The sequence below is a fragment of the Chitinophaga ginsengisoli genome, from assembly GCF_003014595.1.
GTDB classification, from domain to species: domain Bacteria; phylum Bacteroidota; class Bacteroidia; order Chitinophagales; family Chitinophagaceae; genus Chitinophaga; species Chitinophaga ginsengisoli.
In genome coordinates this window covers 35,059-54,204 of the sequence record NZ_PYGK01000020.1, presented here as the reverse complement: position 1 = coordinate 54,204, position 19,146 = coordinate 35,059, and the positions used below count along the sequence as shown (strand labels likewise).

Sequence of the window (19,146 nt, the reverse complement as noted above, 5' to 3'; positions counted from 1 at the left end):
GCTATTTACATGGGTATCAATAAGCTCTTTCTGCAGCTTATAACAGAGAAGTACATGTAAACGCCAGAACCGTCTACCGCCTGTGTAAATATGCCAAGTCCTGATCCTAAAAGGGATTTTTCTCTTATATTGCCTCTTAATCAACAAAAATCTACACTTATCAAACCTATTTATGGCAGATAAATTCAAGCCTTTTGTTGCGCCTGAGGTGCATATGAAGGAGTTTACATTGAAGTCCATTGTACTGGGCTGTATATTCGGGATCATTTTTGGAGCCGCCACCGTATACCTGGCATTAAGAGCAGGCCTGACTGTTTCCGCCTCTATCCCTATTGCGGTAATTGCCATTACCCTTGGCCGGAAATTCTTTAAAACCACTATTCTCGAAAACAACATTATTCAGACCACCGGCTCGGCTGGTGAGTCCATTGCCGCCGGAGTAGTATTCACGCTGCCGGGCTTTCTGTTCCTTTCAGATGGCGGTGGTGCACAGTTCTTCAATTATCTGACCATTCTGACCCTGGCCATCTTCGGAGGCATCCTGGGTACCCTGATGATGATCCCGCTACGCAGGTCACTCATCGTAAAAGAGCATGAAACCCTCCCTTATCCTGAAGGTACCGCCTGTGGCGATGTGTTGATAGCCGGTGAGAAAGGGGGCGATTTCGCCAAGACGGCTTTCTATGGACTGGGTTTTGCCGTGGCTTATGCATTCCTGCAAAAAGTGCTGCATGTCATTGCGGAAACCCCCTCTTACATGACTCAGCAGTATAATAAATATTTCTCATCTGCCCGTATAAGCGCCGATATCACCCCTGAATACATGGGTGTGGGCTATATCATCGGTCCCCGTATTGCTGGGGTACTGGTTGCAGGTGGTGTTTTATCGTGGCTGGTATTGATACCATTATTGTCATTCCTGGTACCTCCCGACGCGATTGCCGCTCAGCTGGTGAAACTGGGTTACCTGGCCAGTGTCAGCACACCAGGCGGAAAAGGAGACTGGAATCCAACTGCACATACCTTCGGTGACTTCTCCGCTGCTGTGTACGTTGCTTACGTAAGGCAGATAGGTGCCGGCGCGGTAGCTGCAGGTGGATTCATTACACTGATTAAAACAATCCCTACTATCATATCTTCCTTTAAAGGCAGCATTGGTTCCCTGAAGAAAGACAACGTGAGTGGAGAAGCAGCTACAGGAAGCGTACCACGTACTGAAAGAGATCTTAATATCAAGATCGTATTGTTCGGTAGCATTGCGCTGGTTGTGCTGATGGCATTCCTGCCACAGTTACCTGGCGATTCTATCGGTAAGAAAATGCTGGTGGGTCTGCTCGTGGTGATCTTCGGCGCCTTTTTCGTAACCGTGTCCAGCCGTATTGTGGGTCTGATCGGATCTTCCAACAACCCTATTTCCGGTATGACCATTGCCACCCTGATGGGAACCTGCCTGGTGTTTATCGCAGTAGGCTGGAGTGGTAAAGTATATGAACCAATGGCGCTGGTAGTAGGTGGTATGATCTGTATCGCTGCGGCTAATGCCGGTGGTACTTCACAGGATCTGAAATCGGGTTATATCGTGGGCGCTACTCCCATGTATCAGCAGTTATCGCTTTTCATAGGTGCGATCGTTTCTTCTATAGTGATCGGTCTGACGGTGAAATTCCTGGATAAGCCTACTGCTGCGATGATTGCCAATGGTGTAACTGACCACGCGATAGGCAGTATCTATTATCCGGCGCCACAAGGTACCCTGATGGCGACGCTGGCGAAAGGTATCCTGTCTTACAACCTTGACTGGCAATTTGTATTGGCGGGTGTTTTCCTGGCTATCACCATGGAGCTCTGCGGTATCAAATCATTGTCTTTTGCAGTAGGTGCTTACCTGCCATTGTCTACCACCCTCCCTATCTTCATTGGTGGCGCTATCCGCGGACTGGTAGATCAGAAACGCAAGAAGAAAAATGTGCAGTTGTCTGCAGAGGAAGAAGAGCTTGGCAAAGGTAATCTCTTTGCGACCGGTCTGGTAGCAGGCGGCGCTGTTGCCGGTGTAATCATCGCGATACTGGCGGGTTTCGACAGCACTTCCAGTGCATTAGCAGCTGTAAATATGGAACATTCGCTGGCTGGTATATTTGGTCACGGTGGATATTTCATCTTTGGTACAGCCCTGTTCGCCTTTATGGGCTGGGTGTTGTACAGAATAGCGAACAAATAGAAGTTTTAATACTAAAAGAAAAGGCTCAGGAATCCGATGAATTCCTGAGCCTTTTTCTTTTACTCATTTCTGTTTGCAATTAACTGCTTATTATTGCGTTATAACAAAAAACCCCTTGTTGTTTATGCGCATAACCTTCACCATTCTTTGCGTCGTACTGATCTTTTCATCCTGTAAGAAAGATCCGCAAAATGAAGTAGCACGCAAATTCATTTCGTTTGACTTTGACAGCTTGATAGTGATTGCTGAAAATCCTGCTGCGGTTATTTCTGTTGCAAATCTTACCGATACAGATCCCAACAATGATATCGACAAATTAACTATCTCTGCCATCGGCATCGATGATGAAGAAGTTCATATCACACTGCTGGGAAGTACGGATGGTCTGACAAAAGGCAGCTTTTATTCACGGGATGGCAACTCTATCTCTGTGTATTATCCGAAGGCCAACCTTTCACAGATAGCCAATGAGCACGTCGGTACTTTCACATTTTCAATTACCAGCGTAAAAGATAGCCTGATCGAAGGTTCATTCACCGGTACCCTGGTCGATACCACCGGTACATTGGTTCCCAGGAATGCCACCTTCGGTTTTCTAAGAGCTATCGTCAAGAAGAGTAATTAAACAAATGACAGGTGATCGTATTGTCTTTTAAGGATGGCGGCATCGTCAGCTTCCAGCCACTTTTTCAACAGTGTGGCATATACACTCTTAAAATCTACTTTATGCTGCAGATCACCTTCGTTCAGATTTCCCAGGTCAGGCGCTTCATTCAGTAGGCCCTGCTGTTTCAATCCACCACTTATCATAAACATATTATTGGCGGTACCATGGTCGGTACCACCGCCTGCATTCTGTTCTACCCGGCGACCGAATTCAGAGAAGGTGACGATCACTACATCCTGGAAGCGGTTGTTATTCTTCAGTTCTTTTGTTAATGCAGTAATGGCTTCATCCAACCGTTGCAACTGTGTCTGCTGCGCTGCCAGCTGATTCACATGCGTATCAAAAGCACCATGCGACACATAGTATACTTTTGTACTGATATCTGACATGATCAGTCTTGCAATGGTCTGCATGTTCTTTCCCAGCTCTGTTGAGGGGAAAATCTCCTTTGTCTTATATGCTTTGAATTGCTCTTTGATATAAGATGCAGATGAAACTGTTGCACTCATCGTTTTATACAGATAATCCACCGGCTGATGGTCATCTTCAGTAGTACCTGCTTCCTTCTGTAGTAATTCCCTGAACATCCTGTCGCTGGCAGCTGCCTGCAGTTTATCAGGGTCTTTAAGGGCAAGGCCTTTCTGCAGATCACCTTTCATTGCGAGACTTAAAGTGTCGTCAATCTCCAATGCCTGTACAGGTTTATCACAACCTTTACATTGCGCATCCAGGAATCGCCCTATCCAGCCATCTGTCCAGTTTTCAGAAGATGTACTGGCAGACTGCCAGATATCCATAGACCGGAAATGTGACCTGTCAGGATTAGGGTAACCTACACTATTCATTATTGCCAGTGAGCCCTCATCATATAGGCTTTTCAAGCCGTTTAATGCGGGATGTAAACCCATTTCATCTGTGAGGGATAAGGCGTTCTCACGCTGGATACCCAATGTAGGACGCATACGGTAATAAATATCATTGCGATACGGGATTACTGTATTCAACCCATCATTACCTCCCGAGAGTTGTACTACCACCAGTACCTTATTGCCGGCAGGCACCAGGTTATCTTTCTCCAATGCTTTCAGGAATTTCGGCATCATCAGTGAAGCTGAGGCTAATGATCCTACCTGTAAGAAACGTCGTCTGTTTAAGATCAGCATAAACTTGATTTTTTAAGTGGATACATTAACACAACTGATACTCCGGAGTGCTCATGACTGCTATTGCTACTGTTTTGATATAATTTTCACGGGAAGAAACATCTGCATAGTTTTCCAGCAGTTGTTTGTTCACATTTTTATTACTCTGTAAAAGGGAACCAGCAATAGTATCTGCCAGCTTTTCCCGGGGTATTTTCTCATAATCCTTCAGGAAAATATCCCAGTTGATCACACCTTTGATCTTCCTGGCGTATTGCCTTTTCACAGATTCATTCAACTCCATCGTTGCCTTATAACTCCCCATACCCATTTCAGGCGTGATCTCTTTGGGGGTAATGTTGAACTCCTTCTCATACAAGATCATTTTGGGTAGCTGCATGCGATACATCAGGCTGGAACTGTCTATCCAATTACGCCCTCCGGGCCAGCCGGCTACATTCGGCGGATAAAAGAGCACCTGGCCTAATACCTGCTGGAACGATAACATCACTTCTTCTCTTTCGAAATTAACAGGGACGGTTCTACGTAAGCCCACCAGCAGTTCCACCGGTGATTTTATACGTTTACCAATCACCTGCTGATCGTAGAACCAGTCTGCATTAAAGATATGCTGCATCAGTGCTCCGATATCATAACCGGATGTGTAGAACTTGTCTGCCAGTGTGTTTATTCTTGCTTCATCAGGCGTCTCATCTACGAAATAGCGATACACTTTTGCAGTGATGTACTTTGCTGTTTCCTTGTGTTCCAGTAATATCTTCAGTACATCATCTCCTGTGAAATTTCCGCTTTTACCAAGTACTGTTTTCTCTCCGTTATCATGCCGTTTATCTCTGAATATAAAGTTACCATCATTATCATATGCCCATCCAGTAAAGGCTCTGGCAGCTTCTTTGATATCTGTTTCGGTATAATGGCCACGGCCCATAGTGAACAGTTCCATTACTTCACGGGCGAAATTTTCGTTGGGATGTGCTTTGTAATTCTGCTGGTTGTTCAGAAACTGTAACATAGCGGGAGACTTCGAAACGGCAGTCAGCAGTGTACTAAAACTACCCAATGCGTTTTCGCGTATTATCTGCAACAGTTGTTGGCTAAATAATACATTCTGCGTACGACAGGCGAAATGTCCATGCCAGAACAGGGCCATCTTTTCTCGTAACGGATGTTGCGTTTGCACCATTTCGTATATCCATGAAAGGTTAAGGTCTTTGATACCCTGCCTGTTCATTTTAGCCAGCTCTTTCTTCTCCTCCGGCGACATTTCCTTTGTCCGTTCAGGAAGATCTGTTTCGTCCATTACTTTCAGGGGTGTCTGGGGATCCTTATCCGGGCCGGTCAGGATCTTACTGATCACCTGCCGCCGTTTTCTGTGGGTCCAGTCTTCGATAACGGGAAGTGAAGCGCCAAAGCCGGCCCTCCACGCAAGATGTTGCATTTGTAGCTTTTCAGGAACAGCTGCCATATAGGAAGAGATTTCGGGTTTGACGCCTATGAGTGGGTAAAGTTTAATGACGGATGAGAGATTTAACATGGGCCCCTCATCTGAACTTCCACACAGGATAGCTGCTGCCTTTGGGGAATACGCTCTTTTCTGGCGGCAATTCCAGGAAACCGTCGGCCTGTAACAAGGCAGCCAGATCACCGGAGCCATGGTAAGGAGGCGGTAAGGCTTCCAATTGTCCATTAGCCACAGGGTGCAGGCGAACAGGCAGGAAATAGGTCAACGGTGCTGTGAAGTTGATATCGGTACCCAATACCGCATAGGGCACAGGTGGCGCTGCATATTGCAGGCAGGCACGTAGCCAGGGCAGCACATAACGGTAGCAACACATAAAACCTGACACCGGATTACCGGGCAGGGCAAATACTACAGGCCCGTTCTCAAAGCGGCCAAACAGGAAAGGTTTGCCCGGCCGCTGTTGCACTTTGTGGAAGATCTGCTGCATGCCCATTTGTTCCAGGACCAGCGGCAGATGATCATATTTTCCAGCTGATACAGCCCCTGTACAGATCCAGACATCAGCATGCTTCAGCGACTCAAATAATTGCCGGATAGCCGCTTCATTGTCATGTACGTGATAACATTCCGCATTAATGCCCAGTTCTTTCAATGCAGCCGCCAAACTGTAGGAATTGGAAATCCTGACCTGGTGTACATCCGGCGTTTCCGTAACCGGCACCAGCTCGTCGCCGGTAGCAATAACAGCGACTCTGGGCAAACGGCTTACGTTTACCAGTGCCTTGCCGACAGAAGCCAGCACACCCACTTCGGCAGCACTTAACAGGGTACCTGCGGGGATCACCAGCTGACCGGCAGCAGCATCCGAACCCTGCCGGTGGATATGTTGTCCTTTTTCAACGCCGGCATTGATGGTAAAACGTTTGAAGCCCTCATGCTCTGTGGCAGTCAGGTGTTCATATTGTATCACCGTATCTGTCAGTTCAGGCATAATGGCGCCTGTCATTACTTCTATACAATTAGCTGTATTGGACAACTGTTTACGGGGCATACCTGCAGCCTGTATATCTTCCACGCCAAAGACAGTCTGTCCTTTTCCAAAGCTTTCATAATTGATGGCAATGCCATCCATCATTACCCGGTCATAGGGAGGGAAATCCCTGTCAGACAATACCGGCTCCCGCAGAATACGGCCGGTGACAGCAGTAAAGGGCAGTTGCTCTATGCCAAAATCCCGAACAGTATCCATTACAGCGGTATATGCGGTGGTTACATCTATCAGCATTCTTTTGGTTGTTTAATGGCTTTAGTTGTAAATTTATTCCATTATGAGCAATGATTCAACTAAGCAGGGATTTTCACACCTCAATGCAGCTGATCAACCGGTAATGGTGGACGTGAGTGGGAAGGCGGAAACTACACGTGTGGCAGTAGCTGAAAGCAGGGTATTTCTACCGGAGATCGTAAGACAGCAATTCAGCGGTAAAGATATTCATACCGCCAAAGGTGCGGTATTCCAGACCGCCATACTGGCCGGCATTATGGCCGCAAAGAAGACGCCGGACCTGATACCCCTTTGTCATACATTACTCCTGGATGGCTGCCAGGTGGAGATAGAATTGGAAGGTGAAGAGGCGGTAGTGCGTTGCACAATTAAAACCACCGGCAAAACAGGCGTAGAAATGGAAGCGCTCACCGGCGCCAGTGTTGCTGCGCTGACCATCTATGATATGTGTAAGGCATTTACACATGAAATGGTGATCAGACAGACACGTTTGCTGAGCAAAACAGGTGGTAAAAGGGATTTTTAAACACAGTACGATGACAGCGCCATTAAAAGGACTCATACTCTGCGGCGGCCGCAGTACCCGCATGCAACAGGATAAAAGCCTGATCGCCTATCATGGCATGCCGCAGTGGCAATATCTTTATCAGTTAGTACATAACATTACGCCCGACGTATACCTTTCCTGCAGGGAAGAACAAAAACCGGCATTGAGTGAGGATGTACCCATGATCTTTGATAGTATCGAAGGCAATGGACCTTCTGTAGGATTGCTCAGTGCACACGCCGCATTTCCGGATGCAGCATGGCTGGTGCTGGCGGTTGATCTTCCGCTGATCAGTCAGCAGAGCCTTCAATATCTCGTATCACAAAGACAGATTCTGAAAGATGCGACATCACTGATCAGCCCTGTCAATCATCTACCTGAACCATTGATCGCCATATGGGAACCATCAGGTTTGAAAAAGCTGCAGCATAATTTTAATGAAGGGAAGAATTGTCCGCGTAAGACATTACTGCAGTCTGATATTCTGCAGATGGAAAATCCGTTTTCAGCAGAACAGTTTAATGCCAATACGCCGGAAGAAATGAAAGAAGCGGAAGAGCAGATTAAACATTAACGATAATCACGCATCAGGAATAAAGACATTCCTGATGCGTGATCAGCTATTTTTTACGGATGTGCCGCAACCCACACTTCGCCATCTTCAAAGTATTCCTTTTTCCAGATAGGCACTGTTTCCTTTAATGTATCAATTGCATATTCACATGCATCAAATGCAGCTGCACGATGTGGTGCCGCAACAGCAATAACCACCACTACTTCTCCCGGTTGCTTTTCACCAACGATATGTAAAATAGCGATCCTTTTTACCCCCATTTCTTCAATGGTATAATCTGCGATCTTTTCCATTTCGAGCAATGCCATCGGTTCATAACATTCGAAAAAAAGCCTGGTTACTTTTTTTTCTTTTGTAACGTTCCTTACATTTCCTGAGAAGACTACAACACCGCCACAGTCAGGCCCTTCAACGAAGTCGAGTGCTTGTTGTACGGTTACATTGCTATCTATTTTTATTAGTTTGTTCATCGTAATATCAATAAGCTCATCTCACCCGCCACTCACTGGTGGAATCACGGCAACTTCATCTCCTGGCTGTAATACATCCTCATCATTTGCATACACTTTATTCACCGCTATCATCAGGGAACGTAACTGTTCCAGTGATGGATATTTTGTGTACAACCAGCTCCGGAGTGCTGCTACTGAAGTAATCCCCTCCGCCGTAATAACAGGTGCTCCTGCTATATCTTTCGCTATACCGAATAGTAAAATGCGCATATCCCTTGCATGAAATTTAGATAAAGCTACGATAATGTAGTAATTTTAAACAAGTGATATATCAAATAACAGTAAGATGAAAATAAGGATCAGGGGTAACAGCATCCGCTACCGGCTGGATAAAAAAGACATTGAAGCACTCAAAGCTGATGGAAAAGTAGAAGAAAGTACTACCATCGGCGCTGGCAACCTTCATTTCTGTATCAAGGCTAAAGCCGGCAATAATGCGCCTTTTATCAAATTAGAATCATCTGCCATACACCTTTCCTTCCCGAAAGAACAGGTGCAGGAATGGACAGATACAGACCAGGTAGGCTTCTCCGCCGAAATTCCCAATGCAGACGGTTCTGTACTAAGTATTCTCGTTGAGAAAGATTTTAAATGCCTGACAGAACGTGATGAAGATGATAGCAACGCTTTTGAAAATCCTGCAAGCAGCTGTTAATCATACATTTATCAGATAATAACTTTAGGGAAGGAAGTCAGCATATCTCATTTTTACACTTGAAAAGTTCAAGGTAGACACTATCTTTCTAATAGATTATAAAATATGACATGTTTCTGACATACAAGGCATTGCTAGCTGGTTTTTCCGCTTTGGATAAATCTTTTTCCCGATCCGAGTAAGTAAGCGGGCATTACTGATCGTTCTTTGTGGAAAAATCAGTCAGTCAATGTTCGGCTATTTACAAAAGCTACAAATCAGCATTTCCCTATATCTGTTCCTATGTATATCCGCCAACGCACAAACTAAAGTGAACATAGAAGGCACTGTCAGAGATATTAACAACGTTCCATTACCAAAAGTGAGCGTACTGCTCAACAAAAGCCAGACCGCTTTCACTGATGAAAACGGACATTACATCTTTTCCAACCTGCCTGAAGGCGCAGAATATACCATCCGTTTTACACATACCGGTTTTGAACCTTTACAACAGAAAGTAAAAGGTAACAGACTGGATGTTACCCTGGTGCCCGCTTCCTCACAGCTGCAAACAGTAGAAATAACCGGAAGAACTGAAAAAGGATATAAGAACACCGCTTCTTTTATCGGTACCAAAACGGCGACTCCGTTAAAAGATGTACCTCAGTCTATTTCCTATGTTACCAAAGAACTGATGCAGGACCAGGCATCTGTAAGAATGGGAGATGTAGTAAAGAACTTCAGCGGTGTGAATCAGTTTACTTTTTATGATGATATCACCATCCGCGGTTTCCGTATCAATGGTGGTAGCACCACACAGCTGCTGAATGGTCTGCGTACCTTCACCGGCTTCTGGAAACAGCCTATGGTCAACTACCTGGAAAGAGTAGAAGTGATCAAAGGCCCTGCGTCTGCATTGTTTGGTAATGCCTCTCCCGGCGGTACCATCAACCGTGTAACTAAAAAGCCGTTGGAAGAAGCCCGCAAATCTCTCAGCTTCACCATGGGTAGCTTCAATAATACACGCGTCCTGGCTGACTTTACCGGTCCGTTGAACGATGAGAAGACCATCCTCTACCGTCTGAACATTGGTTATGAAAATACAGAATCATTCCGCGATCTGCAGTTCGATAAGAACCTTGTCATTGCACCATCTGTATCTTTCCTGCCAACAGAAAAAACACGTATCAACTTTGATGCGGTATATAACAAATCCAACAGCCGCCTGGACCGCGGACAGTCAGTGTTATACAAGGGTGATCTCTATTCAACACCGATCTCCCGCTCACTCAATGCTACTAACGATTACCTGAATGAGGAAACGTATACCGTAACAGCCTCTCTGAATCACCAGTTCTCCAGCCAGCTGGCCTTTAACCTGGCCTACCTGCGCACCGGTTATACGGAAGATCTGCTGGAACACCGCAGCGCTAACGCTTATGCAGTGGATTCCGCTGGCACCCCCATTCCTAACCTGGTGGCTCGTCAGTCTTTCATCCGCAAAAAGAATCCTTCCAGTGATAATGCTTCTGCTTACCTGACATACAGTATGCAGACCGGTAAAATATCGCATAAACTGGTGGGCGGTTATGATTACGCTACCTCTAAACTGCCTCCTGGTGCATCTCAGTTAACGGCGAGCAATTACCAGCTGAAGGCCGGCGGCTCAGCAGCATACAATCCTGCGAAAGCAGCTAACTATGTATTCTACAACTACACCACTCCAGATGGCAAGGTGATCAGCATACCTAAGCCGAACGTTTCTTCTTTTGATATCACTAAGAATGATAACAAACTGGAAGATCCTTCCAAATACACCTACGTTGTACAGAACAGCGCCGTATTACCATCTTTCAGTAGTATCAGCGGTATCTACCTGCAGGACCAGATCGGCATCGGCAACCTGAAATTATTACTTGGTGGCCGTTTCGAAACATATACCGACAGACCTAACTACAGAACCGATAGTGTGAAGAAAGTAACACAACATACTTTCCTGCCAAGGCTGGGTGTTGTATACAGCATCAACCGCAACATCAATGTATACGGCATGTACACCAAAGGCTACAATCCACAGGATGCTGCTGTTCAGACCAATCCGCTCTCCGGCGGGCCATTCGATCCTATCACCAGTCAGCTGTGGGAAGGTGGTCTGAAAACAGAATGGTTCAATGGTAATATCACTGCCAATGCAGCTGTATACCGCATCGTTCAGACCAATACACTGTATAATGCAAACGAACCAGGCAACCCTGACAAAATGATACAGATCGGTGAAGAAACTTCCAAAGGTGTAGAACTGGATGTGACAGGCCGTATCACTGCTAACTGGGACCTGACGCTGGCATATGCTTTCAACGATGCAACTATCAGCCAGTCAGGCAAATCTGACTCAGCACTGGTTGGCAAGCAGAAGCCAAATGCGCCTAAACATCAGGGAAATATCTGGACCAAATACACTGTTCCTTCCGGCCCTGCAAAAGGCTTAGGAGTAGGAGCTGGCGCTAATTTCGTAACAGAAAGGAATGTGTCACTCAACACGGCACAAACCCTGCCTGGTTATGTACTGGTGAACGCGGCTGTTTACTACCAGGTGAATAAAGTGCGGTTACAGGTGAATTTCAATAACGTTACAAATAAAACCTACTGGGTGGGTGGATATGACTATATTCGCCTCTTCCCCGGCGCGCCGAGGAGCTGGCAGGCAACAATTTCATATACATTCTGATGATGATGAAGAAAATATTTGGCTGGTTACATCTCTGGCTGGGCATAGCTTCTGGCATTGTGGTCCTCGTAGTAGCGGGGACGGGCAGCCTGCTCGTATTTGAAGAACAACTGGAACATGTGTTCCAGTCTTCTTTTTTTTATGTAGAAGTGCCTGCAAACACTTCCAGACAACCGCTGGACAACCTGACAGCTTATGTACAACGGGAAAATCCTAAATACAAGGTCGGCAACATCATGATAGAACCTGAAGCTGACCGCAGCGTTGTCTATCTCTTACGAAAGGGGAAAGGGAACAAGGTGCTTAAAAACCAGCTGTATGTTGCTGTCAATCCTTATACCGGTAAGATCATTGAATCAATGCCGGGCAACAAACGGTTCTTCTCAGTCGTATTGCAATTACACCGTTACCTGTGCATGGGTGAGACCGGCAAATTCATTACCGGCATTTCATGTTCCATCTTTACCATTCTGATACTGACCGGCCTGATATTGTGGTGGCCTAAAAGGAATGCCCGTAAACAGCGTTTAAGCGTAAAATGGAATGCGTCTTTCAAAAGACTGAACTGGGACCTGCATGCTGTATTCGGCTTCTATGTACACATCATATTGCTGATCACCGCCCTTACAGGACTTATTTGGAGCTATAAGTGGGCGAACAACCTGCTTTACATGGCTTTTGACGGGAACACAAAACAACAGAAAATAGTTTCTCCTGAAAGTCCGGCCGTAAAGAATACGGGCATCGCTTACCTGGAAAAGATCGTCAACACTACCAATGTAAGGCTGCCATACGAAGGCACGATCACGATCCGCTTTGCGGAGAATGACAGCACAGCTATTTCAGCCTCCAAAGAAGATAGGTCCAGACACGGGAATGTGAGTGATTTCCTTTATTTCCAGGCCGGTACCGGTGAATTGGTGAAGGAGCGTTTGTATGATAATGAAAGTAATGGCACCATTGCCAGAAGATGGGTATATCCTTTACACAGAGGTACCCTCTACGGATGGCCAACCCAGATACTGGCACTGATTGCAGCGCTTGTAGCTACTACACTGCCCATATCCGGGTTCCTGATATGGATGGGTAGAAAGAAGAAAAAGAAAAAAACGGAAACAAGGGGGAAGGCGGCAAAACCACAGGCATTACCCCTGGATAAGCATTCGGACACCAGCGTACAATATCAGTAATGCAGTAGCACCTTCCACTATCCTCGGTTTCAGTACGGCAGCACTCAAACGGGCGCCTATCTGTCCGCCGACGATAACAGATAATAAAAGCGGGCCGGCAAAGTGAAGATCAAATATAATTTCTCCTTTGCTGGCCTGTCCTAATAAACCGCCGATAGAATTTACCAGTATAAACACACTGCAGATCCCCGCTATCTTCTTCGCTGTATCATAACGCCCCAGACGTAATACCGGCGACAAATAAATACCTCCGCCAATACCTGTCATACCTGATAATAAGCCGATAGCAGCGCCCACAACGCCGTATTTGTAAGTCTTTTGTGCATTGGGATCCGGCACATATTCCTTTTCCAGGAACAGTTTGTAACACATCAACAAAGCGGCTGACGTCAACGCAATGCCCAGCAGCAGGAAAAAAGTATGTTGTTTTAAGGGCAGATAACTGCCTGCAAATGCAAACGGTACACTGATCAGGCTTAGCTGCAGGGCTCTCTTCAGCGGCAACTGGCCCGCACGGTAAAAGTGATAGACACCGCCTATCACCACTACGACATTACAGAGTAGTGCGGTTGATTTCATCAGCTGGAAATCAACACTCCACAGTGCCATTAAAGCCAGGTAACTCGAACCTCCACCAAAACCAGCAGAAGCATACAATAGCGCTACCGTAAAAAACAGTATGCAAAGTTCAACAGACATAAGCCAGTTTAATAAGTGTTCATTTCTACATCAATTTCGGCTGCCCAGGCATGGATGCCGCCTTCTACATTGTAGACCGCAGGAAAACCTGCTGCATCCAGTTGCTGCGCGACCATCAGGCTGCGCATTCCATGATGGCATATCAAGGCTATCGGCTGATCTTTTCTCAGTTTAGGAATAATACTTCCAACCATCCGCATCGGTACATGCATGGCTTGCGGAATATGGCATATTTCCCATTCATCAGGCTCTCTTACATCTATCAGTTGTAAAGGCTTTTCTGTTTCCAGCCAATCTTCCAACTGATGCACTGATAAACTTTTCACGCCACCTGTATCGCAGGGCTGCTCATAGCTATCCTGCAGTGTGGTAATGTCATGATTACCGGGAACAGGTTTGATCTGGAAAGTGTGATGGATGTTATAGAGTGTATCGATGGTCAGTAATTGATTGCTGAGTGGTTCACCAATACCTGTGATGATCTTTACTGTTTCGTTGGCCTGATAGGTACCGATGATCCCGGGCAGGACGCCCAGTACACCAATATCACTGCAATTCAGCATGGTGCCCGGTTCCGGCTGTTCGGGGAACAGGCAGCGGTAAGTAGCACTACCCTTGTAATTGAATACGCTGACCTGTCCTTCGTACTTATGGATGGCGCCATATACAAAGGGTTTGTTGAGTATTACGCAGGCATCATTGACCAGGTAGCGGGTACCAAAATTATCTGTGCAGTCCACCACTACATCATAAGGCCGGATAATGTCAAGCGCATTGTCTGGCATGATCCAGGTATCGTACATAGCGAATTGTACTTCCGGATTGAGTTGCTGCAGGTGTTGTACTGCTGCTTTCAATTTCGGGCTGCCTACTTCGTTGGTGTTGTAAAGCACCTGTCTTTGCAGGTTTGTGAGAGAAATATCATCGTGTTCCACGATACCGATCTTTCCGATTCCCATTGCAGTGAGATATTGCAATACGGGCACTCCTAATCCACCTGCACCTATTACCAGTACTGCTGCGTTGTTGAGCAGTTGTTGTTTTGCGGGACCGAAGCCTTCCAGTTTCAAGTGTCTGTCATATCGTTGCATCATCCGTTCTTTATCCTTTTAGACATTAATATTGAATCGCCATATGTACCATCCGTTTGCCTAAATCCCTGGAGCAAACGTCCATATTCCAGGAAACCAAAGTTACGATACAACTGGATAGCTCTTTCATTATTTGCAAACACATTGAGGTGGATGATTTCCAGCTCATTATGCTGTTCCGCCCAACGTAGGGCAGTGGTCATCAGCCGGCGGCCGATACCCATATTCCAGTATTCATGCAGGATGGCGATCCCCAGCTGGCCCATATGAGCTTCTTTCTTCAGATCTGATTGTTTGATAGTAATAGAACCTGTAAGACGGTTTTCCACCATCGCCAGCAGGTGAAGATGTTTGGACTCATTACTGAGAGAGCTGATAAATGCCCGTTCGTCCACGACAGTCAGTTCTGCCGCTTCCTGTCTGGTCATGAGCAGAAAATCTGTTTCCATAGTCAGCTGCCGGAACAGGGCTAACAGCGCCGGAGCGTCTTCCAGAAGGGCCGGGCGCACCAATAATACCTGGCCATTGGGTAGAAAGTGCTGCATACTACAAATGTAACTACAAAAAAAAGCGCTGCAACATATGCAACGCTTTTCTATTATTTCAATATTTCTTTATTTATAGTGCGATCTTGTCTCCACCAAAATAAGGCTGTAGCACTTTCGGGATATTAATACCGTCTGGCGTCTGGTTGTTTTCCAGTATACAAGCCAGTATACGCGGTAATGCCAGGGAGCTGCCATTCAGCGTATGTACCAGCTGAGGTTTACCACCACCGTCTTTAAAACGGATCTTGGCACGATTTGCCTGAAAGGCTTCAAAGTTGGATACAGAGCTCACTTCCAGCCATCTTTGCTGTGCAGTGCTATACACTTCAAAATCGTAGGTCAGCGCAGAACCGAAACCCATATCACCACCACACAGGCGCAGGATGCGGTATGGCAGTTCCAGGGCCTTTACCAGTTCTTCCACATGTACTACCATTTCATCCAGCACATCATAAGACTCTTCCGGATGTACTACCTGTACTATTTCTACCTTATCGAACTGGTGCAGACGGTTCAGACCACGTACATCTTTACCGTAAGAACCCGCCTCACGACGGAAACAGGGCGTATAACCGGTCAGTTTTACAGGCAATTCGCTGTCTTTCAGTATCTCATCTCTGAATAAGTTGGTCAGCGGTACTTCTGCAGTAGGGATGAGGTATAGCTCATCTTCCCCTACAAAATACATCTGGCCTTCCTTATCCGGCAGTTGTCCGGTACCATAACCGGAAGCCTCATTGACGAGGTGTGGCACCTGGAATTCCGTATATCCTTTGCTGGTATTATAGTTCAGAAAATACTGGATCATAGCGCGCTGCAAACGTGCTCCACGGTTCTTATATACCGGGAAGCCGGCGCCGGAGATCTTATTTCCCAGTTCAAAATCAATCAGATCATACTTCTTTGCCAGATCCCAGTGAGGCACTGCCCCTTCATATAATGCGGGGATCTCACCACCTTTACGCACTTCCACATTGTCCTCAGGTGTTTTACCTGGAGGCACCAGCGGAGATGGCAGGTTAGGCAGTTTTACAAGTGTATCGTGTAAAAGCTTTTCAGCTGCCGCCAGCTCTTCATTGATGGGGTGCAGCTTTTCATTCAGCGATGTTACTTCCGATTTACGTGATTCCGCTTCATCTTTCTGTCCCTGGGCCATCAGCTTACCTATCTCTTTTGACAGCGAATTTGCTTTGGCCTTTGTCTCATCATACTCAAGGGTTAATTTCTTGCGCTTGTCGTCCAGCTCCAGTACCTGATCAACCAGTTCCAGCTCCTTGAAATTTTTCAAAGCGAGCCGTTCCAGCACCAGGTCTTTGTTTTGACGAATGAACGGAACTTGTAACATTTTAAGATTTATTAAATTTCAGCAAATATAACAGTCAATCAGGAATTGTGAATTAAGAATTAGGGAATGAGGCGCTCCCATTCCAATTCTTCATTCACAATTCCTGATTGGTAAGTACGATTATGAAAGGTATTTTCCTACGATCGGCACCCTTCTTCCTACGCCGAAAGCCTTGGAAGAGACGCGGATAATAGGGCAGAACTGGTTCCGCTTGTACTCATTGGTGTTTACCATTTTGAGCGTACGGGCTACCAGGGCGGCATCAAATCCCTGGGCAATGATCTCTTTAGGGCTCTGCCGGCGTTCGATGTATTGATACAGTATTCTGTCCAGGACAGCATAATCAGGCAGGCTATCACTGTCTTTCTGGTTAGGGCGCAACTCAGCAGATGGTGCTTTATCGATGATATTCGCCGGGATGATCTCTTTATTCCTGTTGATATACCGGGCCAGGGCATACACCTGCATTTTGTATACATCTCCCAATACTGCCAGTCCGCCGGCCATATCGCCATAGAGTGTACCATAACCGGTAGACAATTCACTCTTGTTGGAAGTATTCAGCAGGATATACCCGAATTTATTAGCTAAACCCATCAGCAGGTTGCCCCGGATGCGGGATTGGGTATTTTCCTCCGCCACATTAAAAGGCCTGCCTTCAAAATAGGGGTTGAGGGTTTCCAGGAAGCTCTCATAAATATCGTTGATGCGGATGATATCATATGGATTATCCAGGTTCTTTGATAAGGCCACCGCATCATCCACAGAATGTTCAGTGGAGTAGGGAGATGGCATCAGGATGGCTCTTACGTTTTCCTTTCCGAGCGCTTCTACTGCCAATGCCAGTGTTACTGCGCTGTCAATGCCACCGGAAGATCCCAGGATGGCTTTTGTGAAGCCCATTTTCTGGAAATAATCCTTTATACCCAGGATAATAGCCTGGTAAATACGATCGATGTTATATTCAGGCAGTAATGTCGTCACCGGTGTATACGCTGTATCCACCGCCGGCTGTTGGGACTGCAACAGCAGGTCCAGGTCATACCCGTCTATCGCCTCTTCGAAATAAGGCAGTTCCTTTACCACATTACCCTGCGCATCAAAAATGACTGAACCTCCGTCAAAGACGATCTCTGTCTGAGAGCCAACAGCATTACAATAGTACATGGGAATACCGTACTTACGTACATTGGAACGGACGATCTCCTTACGGTTCTGCGCATGATCATAGTCGAACGGAGAGGCTGACAGGTTGATCATGACATCTGGCTGCTGTTCCATCATCTGGTCCATCGGGCACACCCTGTACAAGGGATTATCTCCCAGGTTCCAGATATCTTCACAGATGGTCACTGCCAGCTTCTTCCCTTTGAAAGGCACTACATTCCAGGCATAACTGGGCTCGAAGTAGCGGTATTCGTCAAATACGTCGTAAGTAGGCAGTAATGTCTTATGAATGACCTGTTTTACTTCTCCTTCGTGCAAGAACCAGGCGGCGTTAAAAAGGTCCTTTCCTTCCGGCTGTGGATTCCGGCAGGGGCCACCTACCAGCACCGCGATATTGGCGGTATGGGCTTTGATCTTGTCGATGGCAGCATAGGATTGCTGGATAAAATCTTCAAACTCCAGGAAGTCCCTGGGTGGGTAACCGCATACACACAGCTCAGAGAATACTACCAGGTCAGCTCCCTGCGCTTCGGCTGCTTTAATTCCTTCCAGGATCTTCTGTGTATTTAATTCGAAATTGCCGATATGATAGTTCTGTTGAGCAAGTATAATTTTCATCTACAAACGTCTTTTAAAAGAATAATCCCAGATTTAATGCAAAGCTATTCATATTTACTTTGCCATCCTCCCATTTTCCGTTGCGGGTCACATCAATGAACCCATTCCGGTAGCTGAGCCCAGCCATACCAGTCAGCCTTTCGCCCAATGGATATTCAATACCGGCGCCGATCAGCAGTCCCATATTGATGGGTGTAATAGTACGCAATACATTCACTTTGTCGTCATTGGCCTGCAGACTAACAACATCTGCCCTGCCACGTACGGGAACGCCCAGATATGTACCGAACTGTCCCCAGAGACCCAACCCGTTGTCGGTATCAGTCTTGAGCTTCAATGCAAACGGGATTTCTACGTAGGTGATTTTCAGTTTATATTCTGCCGGGATCTGCTTATAGTCGTCCAGCCCCTTATTAGCTTCATATTTCAATGTGCTGCCGGTGGTAGACACCTGTAAACCGGAAGCGATGGCATACCGCCCTGTTTCGTCGAGCAGAAAGTCTGCCATAATGCCAAAGCTGACACCGGCGCGGGCCGAATTACGGTCAACGCCTGATTCCTGGGGTTGCAGCCAGAAAACTGTGGGGTCCAGTTTAAAGCCCAGCCGCACCCTGTTCTCCTGTATAAAGTTGCGCTGCGCCTTCAATGCGGCTGCATTTAATAACAAAAACATGATGAATATTCCTTTCCTCATATAA

18 protein-coding genes are annotated in these 19,146 nt (G+C 46.4%); 7 read left to right on the top strand and 11 right to left on the bottom strand.

Annotation, left to right across the window (positions count from 1 at the left end):
- Nucleotides 1-172 precede the first annotated feature (172 nt).
- Nucleotides 173-2,218, top strand: coding sequence for an OPT family oligopeptide transporter (locus tag CLV42_RS30495; RefSeq protein ID WP_106605731.1), 2,046 nt, complete (start codon nt 173-175; stop codon nt 2,216-2,218).
- A gap of 124 nt (nt 2,219-2,342) precedes the next feature.
- Complete coding sequence (locus CLV42_RS30490; protein WP_106605730.1) at nt 2,343-2,843, top strand: hypothetical protein; 501 nt, start codon at nt 2,343-2,345, stop codon at nt 2,841-2,843.
- Here the strand turns inward: CLV42_RS30490 and CLV42_RS30485 are convergent.
- The 3 genes from CLV42_RS30485 to CLV42_RS30475 all read right to left on the bottom strand — a co-directional run bounded on the left by CLV42_RS30485 (nt 2,840) and on the right by CLV42_RS30475 (nt 6,795).
- A complete protein-coding gene (locus CLV42_RS30485) occupies nt 2,840-4,048 on the bottom strand; it encodes a DUF1501 domain-containing protein (RefSeq protein WP_106605729.1) in 1,209 nt (402 codons plus the stop codon). The two genes, CLV42_RS30490 and CLV42_RS30485, sit on opposite strands and share 4 nt — an antisense overlap.
- Nucleotides 4,049-4,073: 25 nt before the next feature.
- Nucleotides 4,074-5,513 (bottom strand): DUF1800 domain-containing protein, encoded by a 1,440-nt coding sequence (locus CLV42_RS30480; RefSeq protein ID WP_245901773.1) that lies wholly within the window; start codon nt 5,511-5,513, stop codon nt 4,074-4,076.
- Nucleotides 5,514-5,589: 76 nt separating this feature from the next.
- On the bottom strand, nt 5,590-6,795 hold the full coding sequence (locus CLV42_RS30475; RefSeq protein WP_106605728.1) for a molybdopterin molybdotransferase MoeA: 1,206 nt from the start codon (nt 6,793-6,795) through the stop codon (nt 5,590-5,592).
- 43 nt (nt 6,796-6,838) lie between these two features.
- Between CLV42_RS30475 and moaC the strand changes: the two genes are divergently transcribed.
- On the top strand, nt 6,839-7,321 hold the full coding sequence (gene moaC, locus CLV42_RS30470; RefSeq protein WP_089828824.1) for a cyclic pyranopterin monophosphate synthase MoaC: 483 nt from the start codon (nt 6,839-6,841) through the stop codon (nt 7,319-7,321).
- Nucleotides 7,322-7,331: 10 nt separating this feature from the next.
- Entirely contained in the window at nt 7,332-7,916 is a 585-nt protein-coding gene (mobA, locus tag CLV42_RS30465) for a molybdenum cofactor guanylyltransferase (RefSeq protein ID WP_106605727.1), read from the top strand.
- A 53-nt stretch (nt 7,917-7,969) separates the two neighbouring features.
- On the opposite strand, the gene CLV42_RS30460 is transcribed toward mobA, so the two are convergent.
- Nucleotides 7,970-8,386, bottom strand: coding sequence for a molybdopterin synthase catalytic subunit (locus CLV42_RS30460; protein WP_106605726.1), 417 nt, complete (start codon nt 8,384-8,386; stop codon nt 7,970-7,972).
- A gap of 21 nt (nt 8,387-8,407) precedes the next feature.
- Entirely contained in the window at nt 8,408-8,638 is a 231-nt protein-coding gene (gene moaD / locus CLV42_RS30455) for a molybdopterin converting factor subunit 1 (RefSeq protein WP_106605725.1), read from the bottom strand.
- A gap of 76 nt (nt 8,639-8,714) precedes the next feature.
- On the opposite strand from moaD, the gene CLV42_RS30450 reads away from it, so the two are divergent.
- From CLV42_RS30450 to CLV42_RS30440, 3 genes are all read left to right on the top strand, one after another.
- The gene (locus CLV42_RS30450) at nt 8,715-9,083 is read left to right on the top strand and encodes a DUF7009 family protein (RefSeq protein ID WP_106605724.1); all 369 of its coding nucleotides are present in this window, start codon (nt 8,715-8,717) and stop codon (nt 9,081-9,083) included.
- A gap of 229 nt (nt 9,084-9,312) precedes the next feature.
- A complete protein-coding gene (locus CLV42_RS30445; RefSeq protein ID WP_106605723.1) occupies nt 9,313-11,790 on the top strand; it encodes a TonB-dependent siderophore receptor in 2,478 nt (825 codons plus the stop codon).
- Between the two features lie 2 nt (nt 11,791-11,792).
- Nucleotides 11,793-12,980, top strand: coding sequence for a PepSY-associated TM helix domain-containing protein (locus CLV42_RS30440; protein WP_245901772.1), 1,188 nt, complete (start codon nt 11,793-11,795; stop codon nt 12,978-12,980).
- On the opposite strand, the gene CLV42_RS30435 is transcribed toward CLV42_RS30440, so the two are convergent.
- From CLV42_RS30435 to CLV42_RS30410, 6 genes are all read right to left on the bottom strand, one after another.
- Nucleotides 12,936-13,679 (bottom strand): sulfite exporter TauE/SafE family protein, encoded by a 744-nt coding sequence (locus CLV42_RS30435; protein WP_106605722.1) that lies wholly within the window; start codon nt 13,677-13,679, stop codon nt 12,936-12,938. The genes CLV42_RS30440 and CLV42_RS30435 overlap by 45 nt on opposite strands.
- Before the next feature lie 8 nt (nt 13,680-13,687).
- The gene (locus CLV42_RS30430) at nt 13,688-14,773 is read right to left on the bottom strand and encodes a ThiF family adenylyltransferase (protein WP_106605721.1); all 1,086 of its coding nucleotides are present in this window, start codon (nt 14,771-14,773) and stop codon (nt 13,688-13,690) included.
- Nucleotides 14,770-15,315: a GNAT family N-acetyltransferase gene (locus tag CLV42_RS30425; RefSeq protein WP_106605720.1), complete on the bottom strand. Its 546-nt coding sequence runs from the start codon at nt 15,313-15,315 to the stop codon at nt 14,770-14,772. The genes CLV42_RS30430 and CLV42_RS30425 overlap by 4 nt, the downstream gene beginning before the upstream one ends.
- Before the next feature lie 73 nt (nt 15,316-15,388).
- Nucleotides 15,389-16,663, bottom strand: coding sequence for a serine--tRNA ligase (serS, locus tag CLV42_RS30420; protein ID WP_106605719.1), 1,275 nt, complete (start codon nt 16,661-16,663; stop codon nt 15,389-15,391).
- A 120-nt stretch (nt 16,664-16,783) separates the two neighbouring features.
- Nucleotides 16,784-18,448, bottom strand: a complete 1,665-nt coding sequence (locus tag CLV42_RS30415; protein WP_106605718.1) for an NAD+ synthase — start codon at nt 18,446-18,448, stop codon at nt 16,784-16,786.
- Between the two features lie 13 nt (nt 18,449-18,461).
- Entirely contained in the window at nt 18,462-19,142 is a 681-nt protein-coding gene (locus tag CLV42_RS30410) for a porin family protein (RefSeq protein WP_106605717.1), read from the bottom strand.
- Nucleotides 19,143-19,146 lie beyond the last annotated feature (4 nt).

Bases quoted from the DNA above. Each gene is read 5' to 3' on its own strand.
- CLV42_RS30430 (WP_106605721.1), bottom strand. From the start codon at position 14,773: ATGATGCAACGATATGACAGACACTTGAAACTGGAAGGCTTCGGTCCC.
- moaD (WP_106605725.1), bottom strand. From the start codon at position 8,638: ATGCGCATTTTACTATTCGGTATAGCGAAAGATATAGCAGGAGCACCT.
- CLV42_RS30490 (WP_106605730.1), top strand. From the start codon at position 2,343: ATGCGCATAACCTTCACCATTCTTTGCGTCGTACTGATCTTTTCATCC.
- CLV42_RS30475 (WP_106605728.1), bottom strand. From the start codon at position 6,795: ATGCTGATAGATGTAACCACCGCATATACCGCTGTAATGGATACTGTT.
- CLV42_RS30460 (WP_106605726.1), bottom strand. From the start codon at position 8,386: ATGAACAAACTAATAAAAATAGATAGCAATGTAACCGTACAACAAGCA.
- CLV42_RS30415 (WP_106605718.1), bottom strand. From the start codon at position 18,448: ATGAAAATTATACTTGCTCAACAGAACTATCATATCGGCAATTTCGAA.
- CLV42_RS30495 (WP_106605731.1), top strand. From the start codon at position 173: ATGGCAGATAAATTCAAGCCTTTTGTTGCGCCTGAGGTGCATATGAAG.
- CLV42_RS30450 (WP_106605724.1), top strand. From the start codon at position 8,715: ATGAAAATAAGGATCAGGGGTAACAGCATCCGCTACCGGCTGGATAAA.
- CLV42_RS30435 (WP_106605722.1), bottom strand. From the start codon at position 13,679: ATGTCTGTTGAACTTTGCATACTGTTTTTTACGGTAGCGCTATTGTAT.
- CLV42_RS30445 (WP_106605723.1), top strand. From the start codon at position 9,313: ATGTTCGGCTATTTACAAAAGCTACAAATCAGCATTTCCCTATATCTG.
- CLV42_RS30440 (WP_245901772.1), top strand. From the start codon at position 11,793: ATGATGAAGAAAATATTTGGCTGGTTACATCTCTGGCTGGGCATAGCT.
- CLV42_RS30480 (WP_245901773.1), bottom strand. From the start codon at position 5,513: ATGGCAGCTGTTCCTGAAAAGCTACAAATGCAACATCTTGCGTGGAGG.
- mobA (WP_106605727.1), top strand. From the start codon at position 7,332: ATGACAGCGCCATTAAAAGGACTCATACTCTGCGGCGGCCGCAGTACC.
- serS (WP_106605719.1), bottom strand. From the start codon at position 16,663: ATGTTACAAGTTCCGTTCATTCGTCAAAACAAAGACCTGGTGCTGGAA.
- CLV42_RS30425 (WP_106605720.1), bottom strand. From the start codon at position 15,315: ATGCAGCACTTTCTACCCAATGGCCAGGTATTATTGGTGCGCCCGGCC.
- moaC (WP_089828824.1), top strand. From the start codon at position 6,839: ATGAGCAATGATTCAACTAAGCAGGGATTTTCACACCTCAATGCAGCT.
- CLV42_RS30485 (WP_106605729.1), bottom strand. From the start codon at position 4,048: ATGCTGATCTTAAACAGACGACGTTTCTTACAGGTAGGATCATTAGCC.
- CLV42_RS30410 (WP_106605717.1), bottom strand. From the start codon at position 19,142: ATGAGGAAAGGAATATTCATCATGTTTTTGTTATTAAATGCAGCCGCA.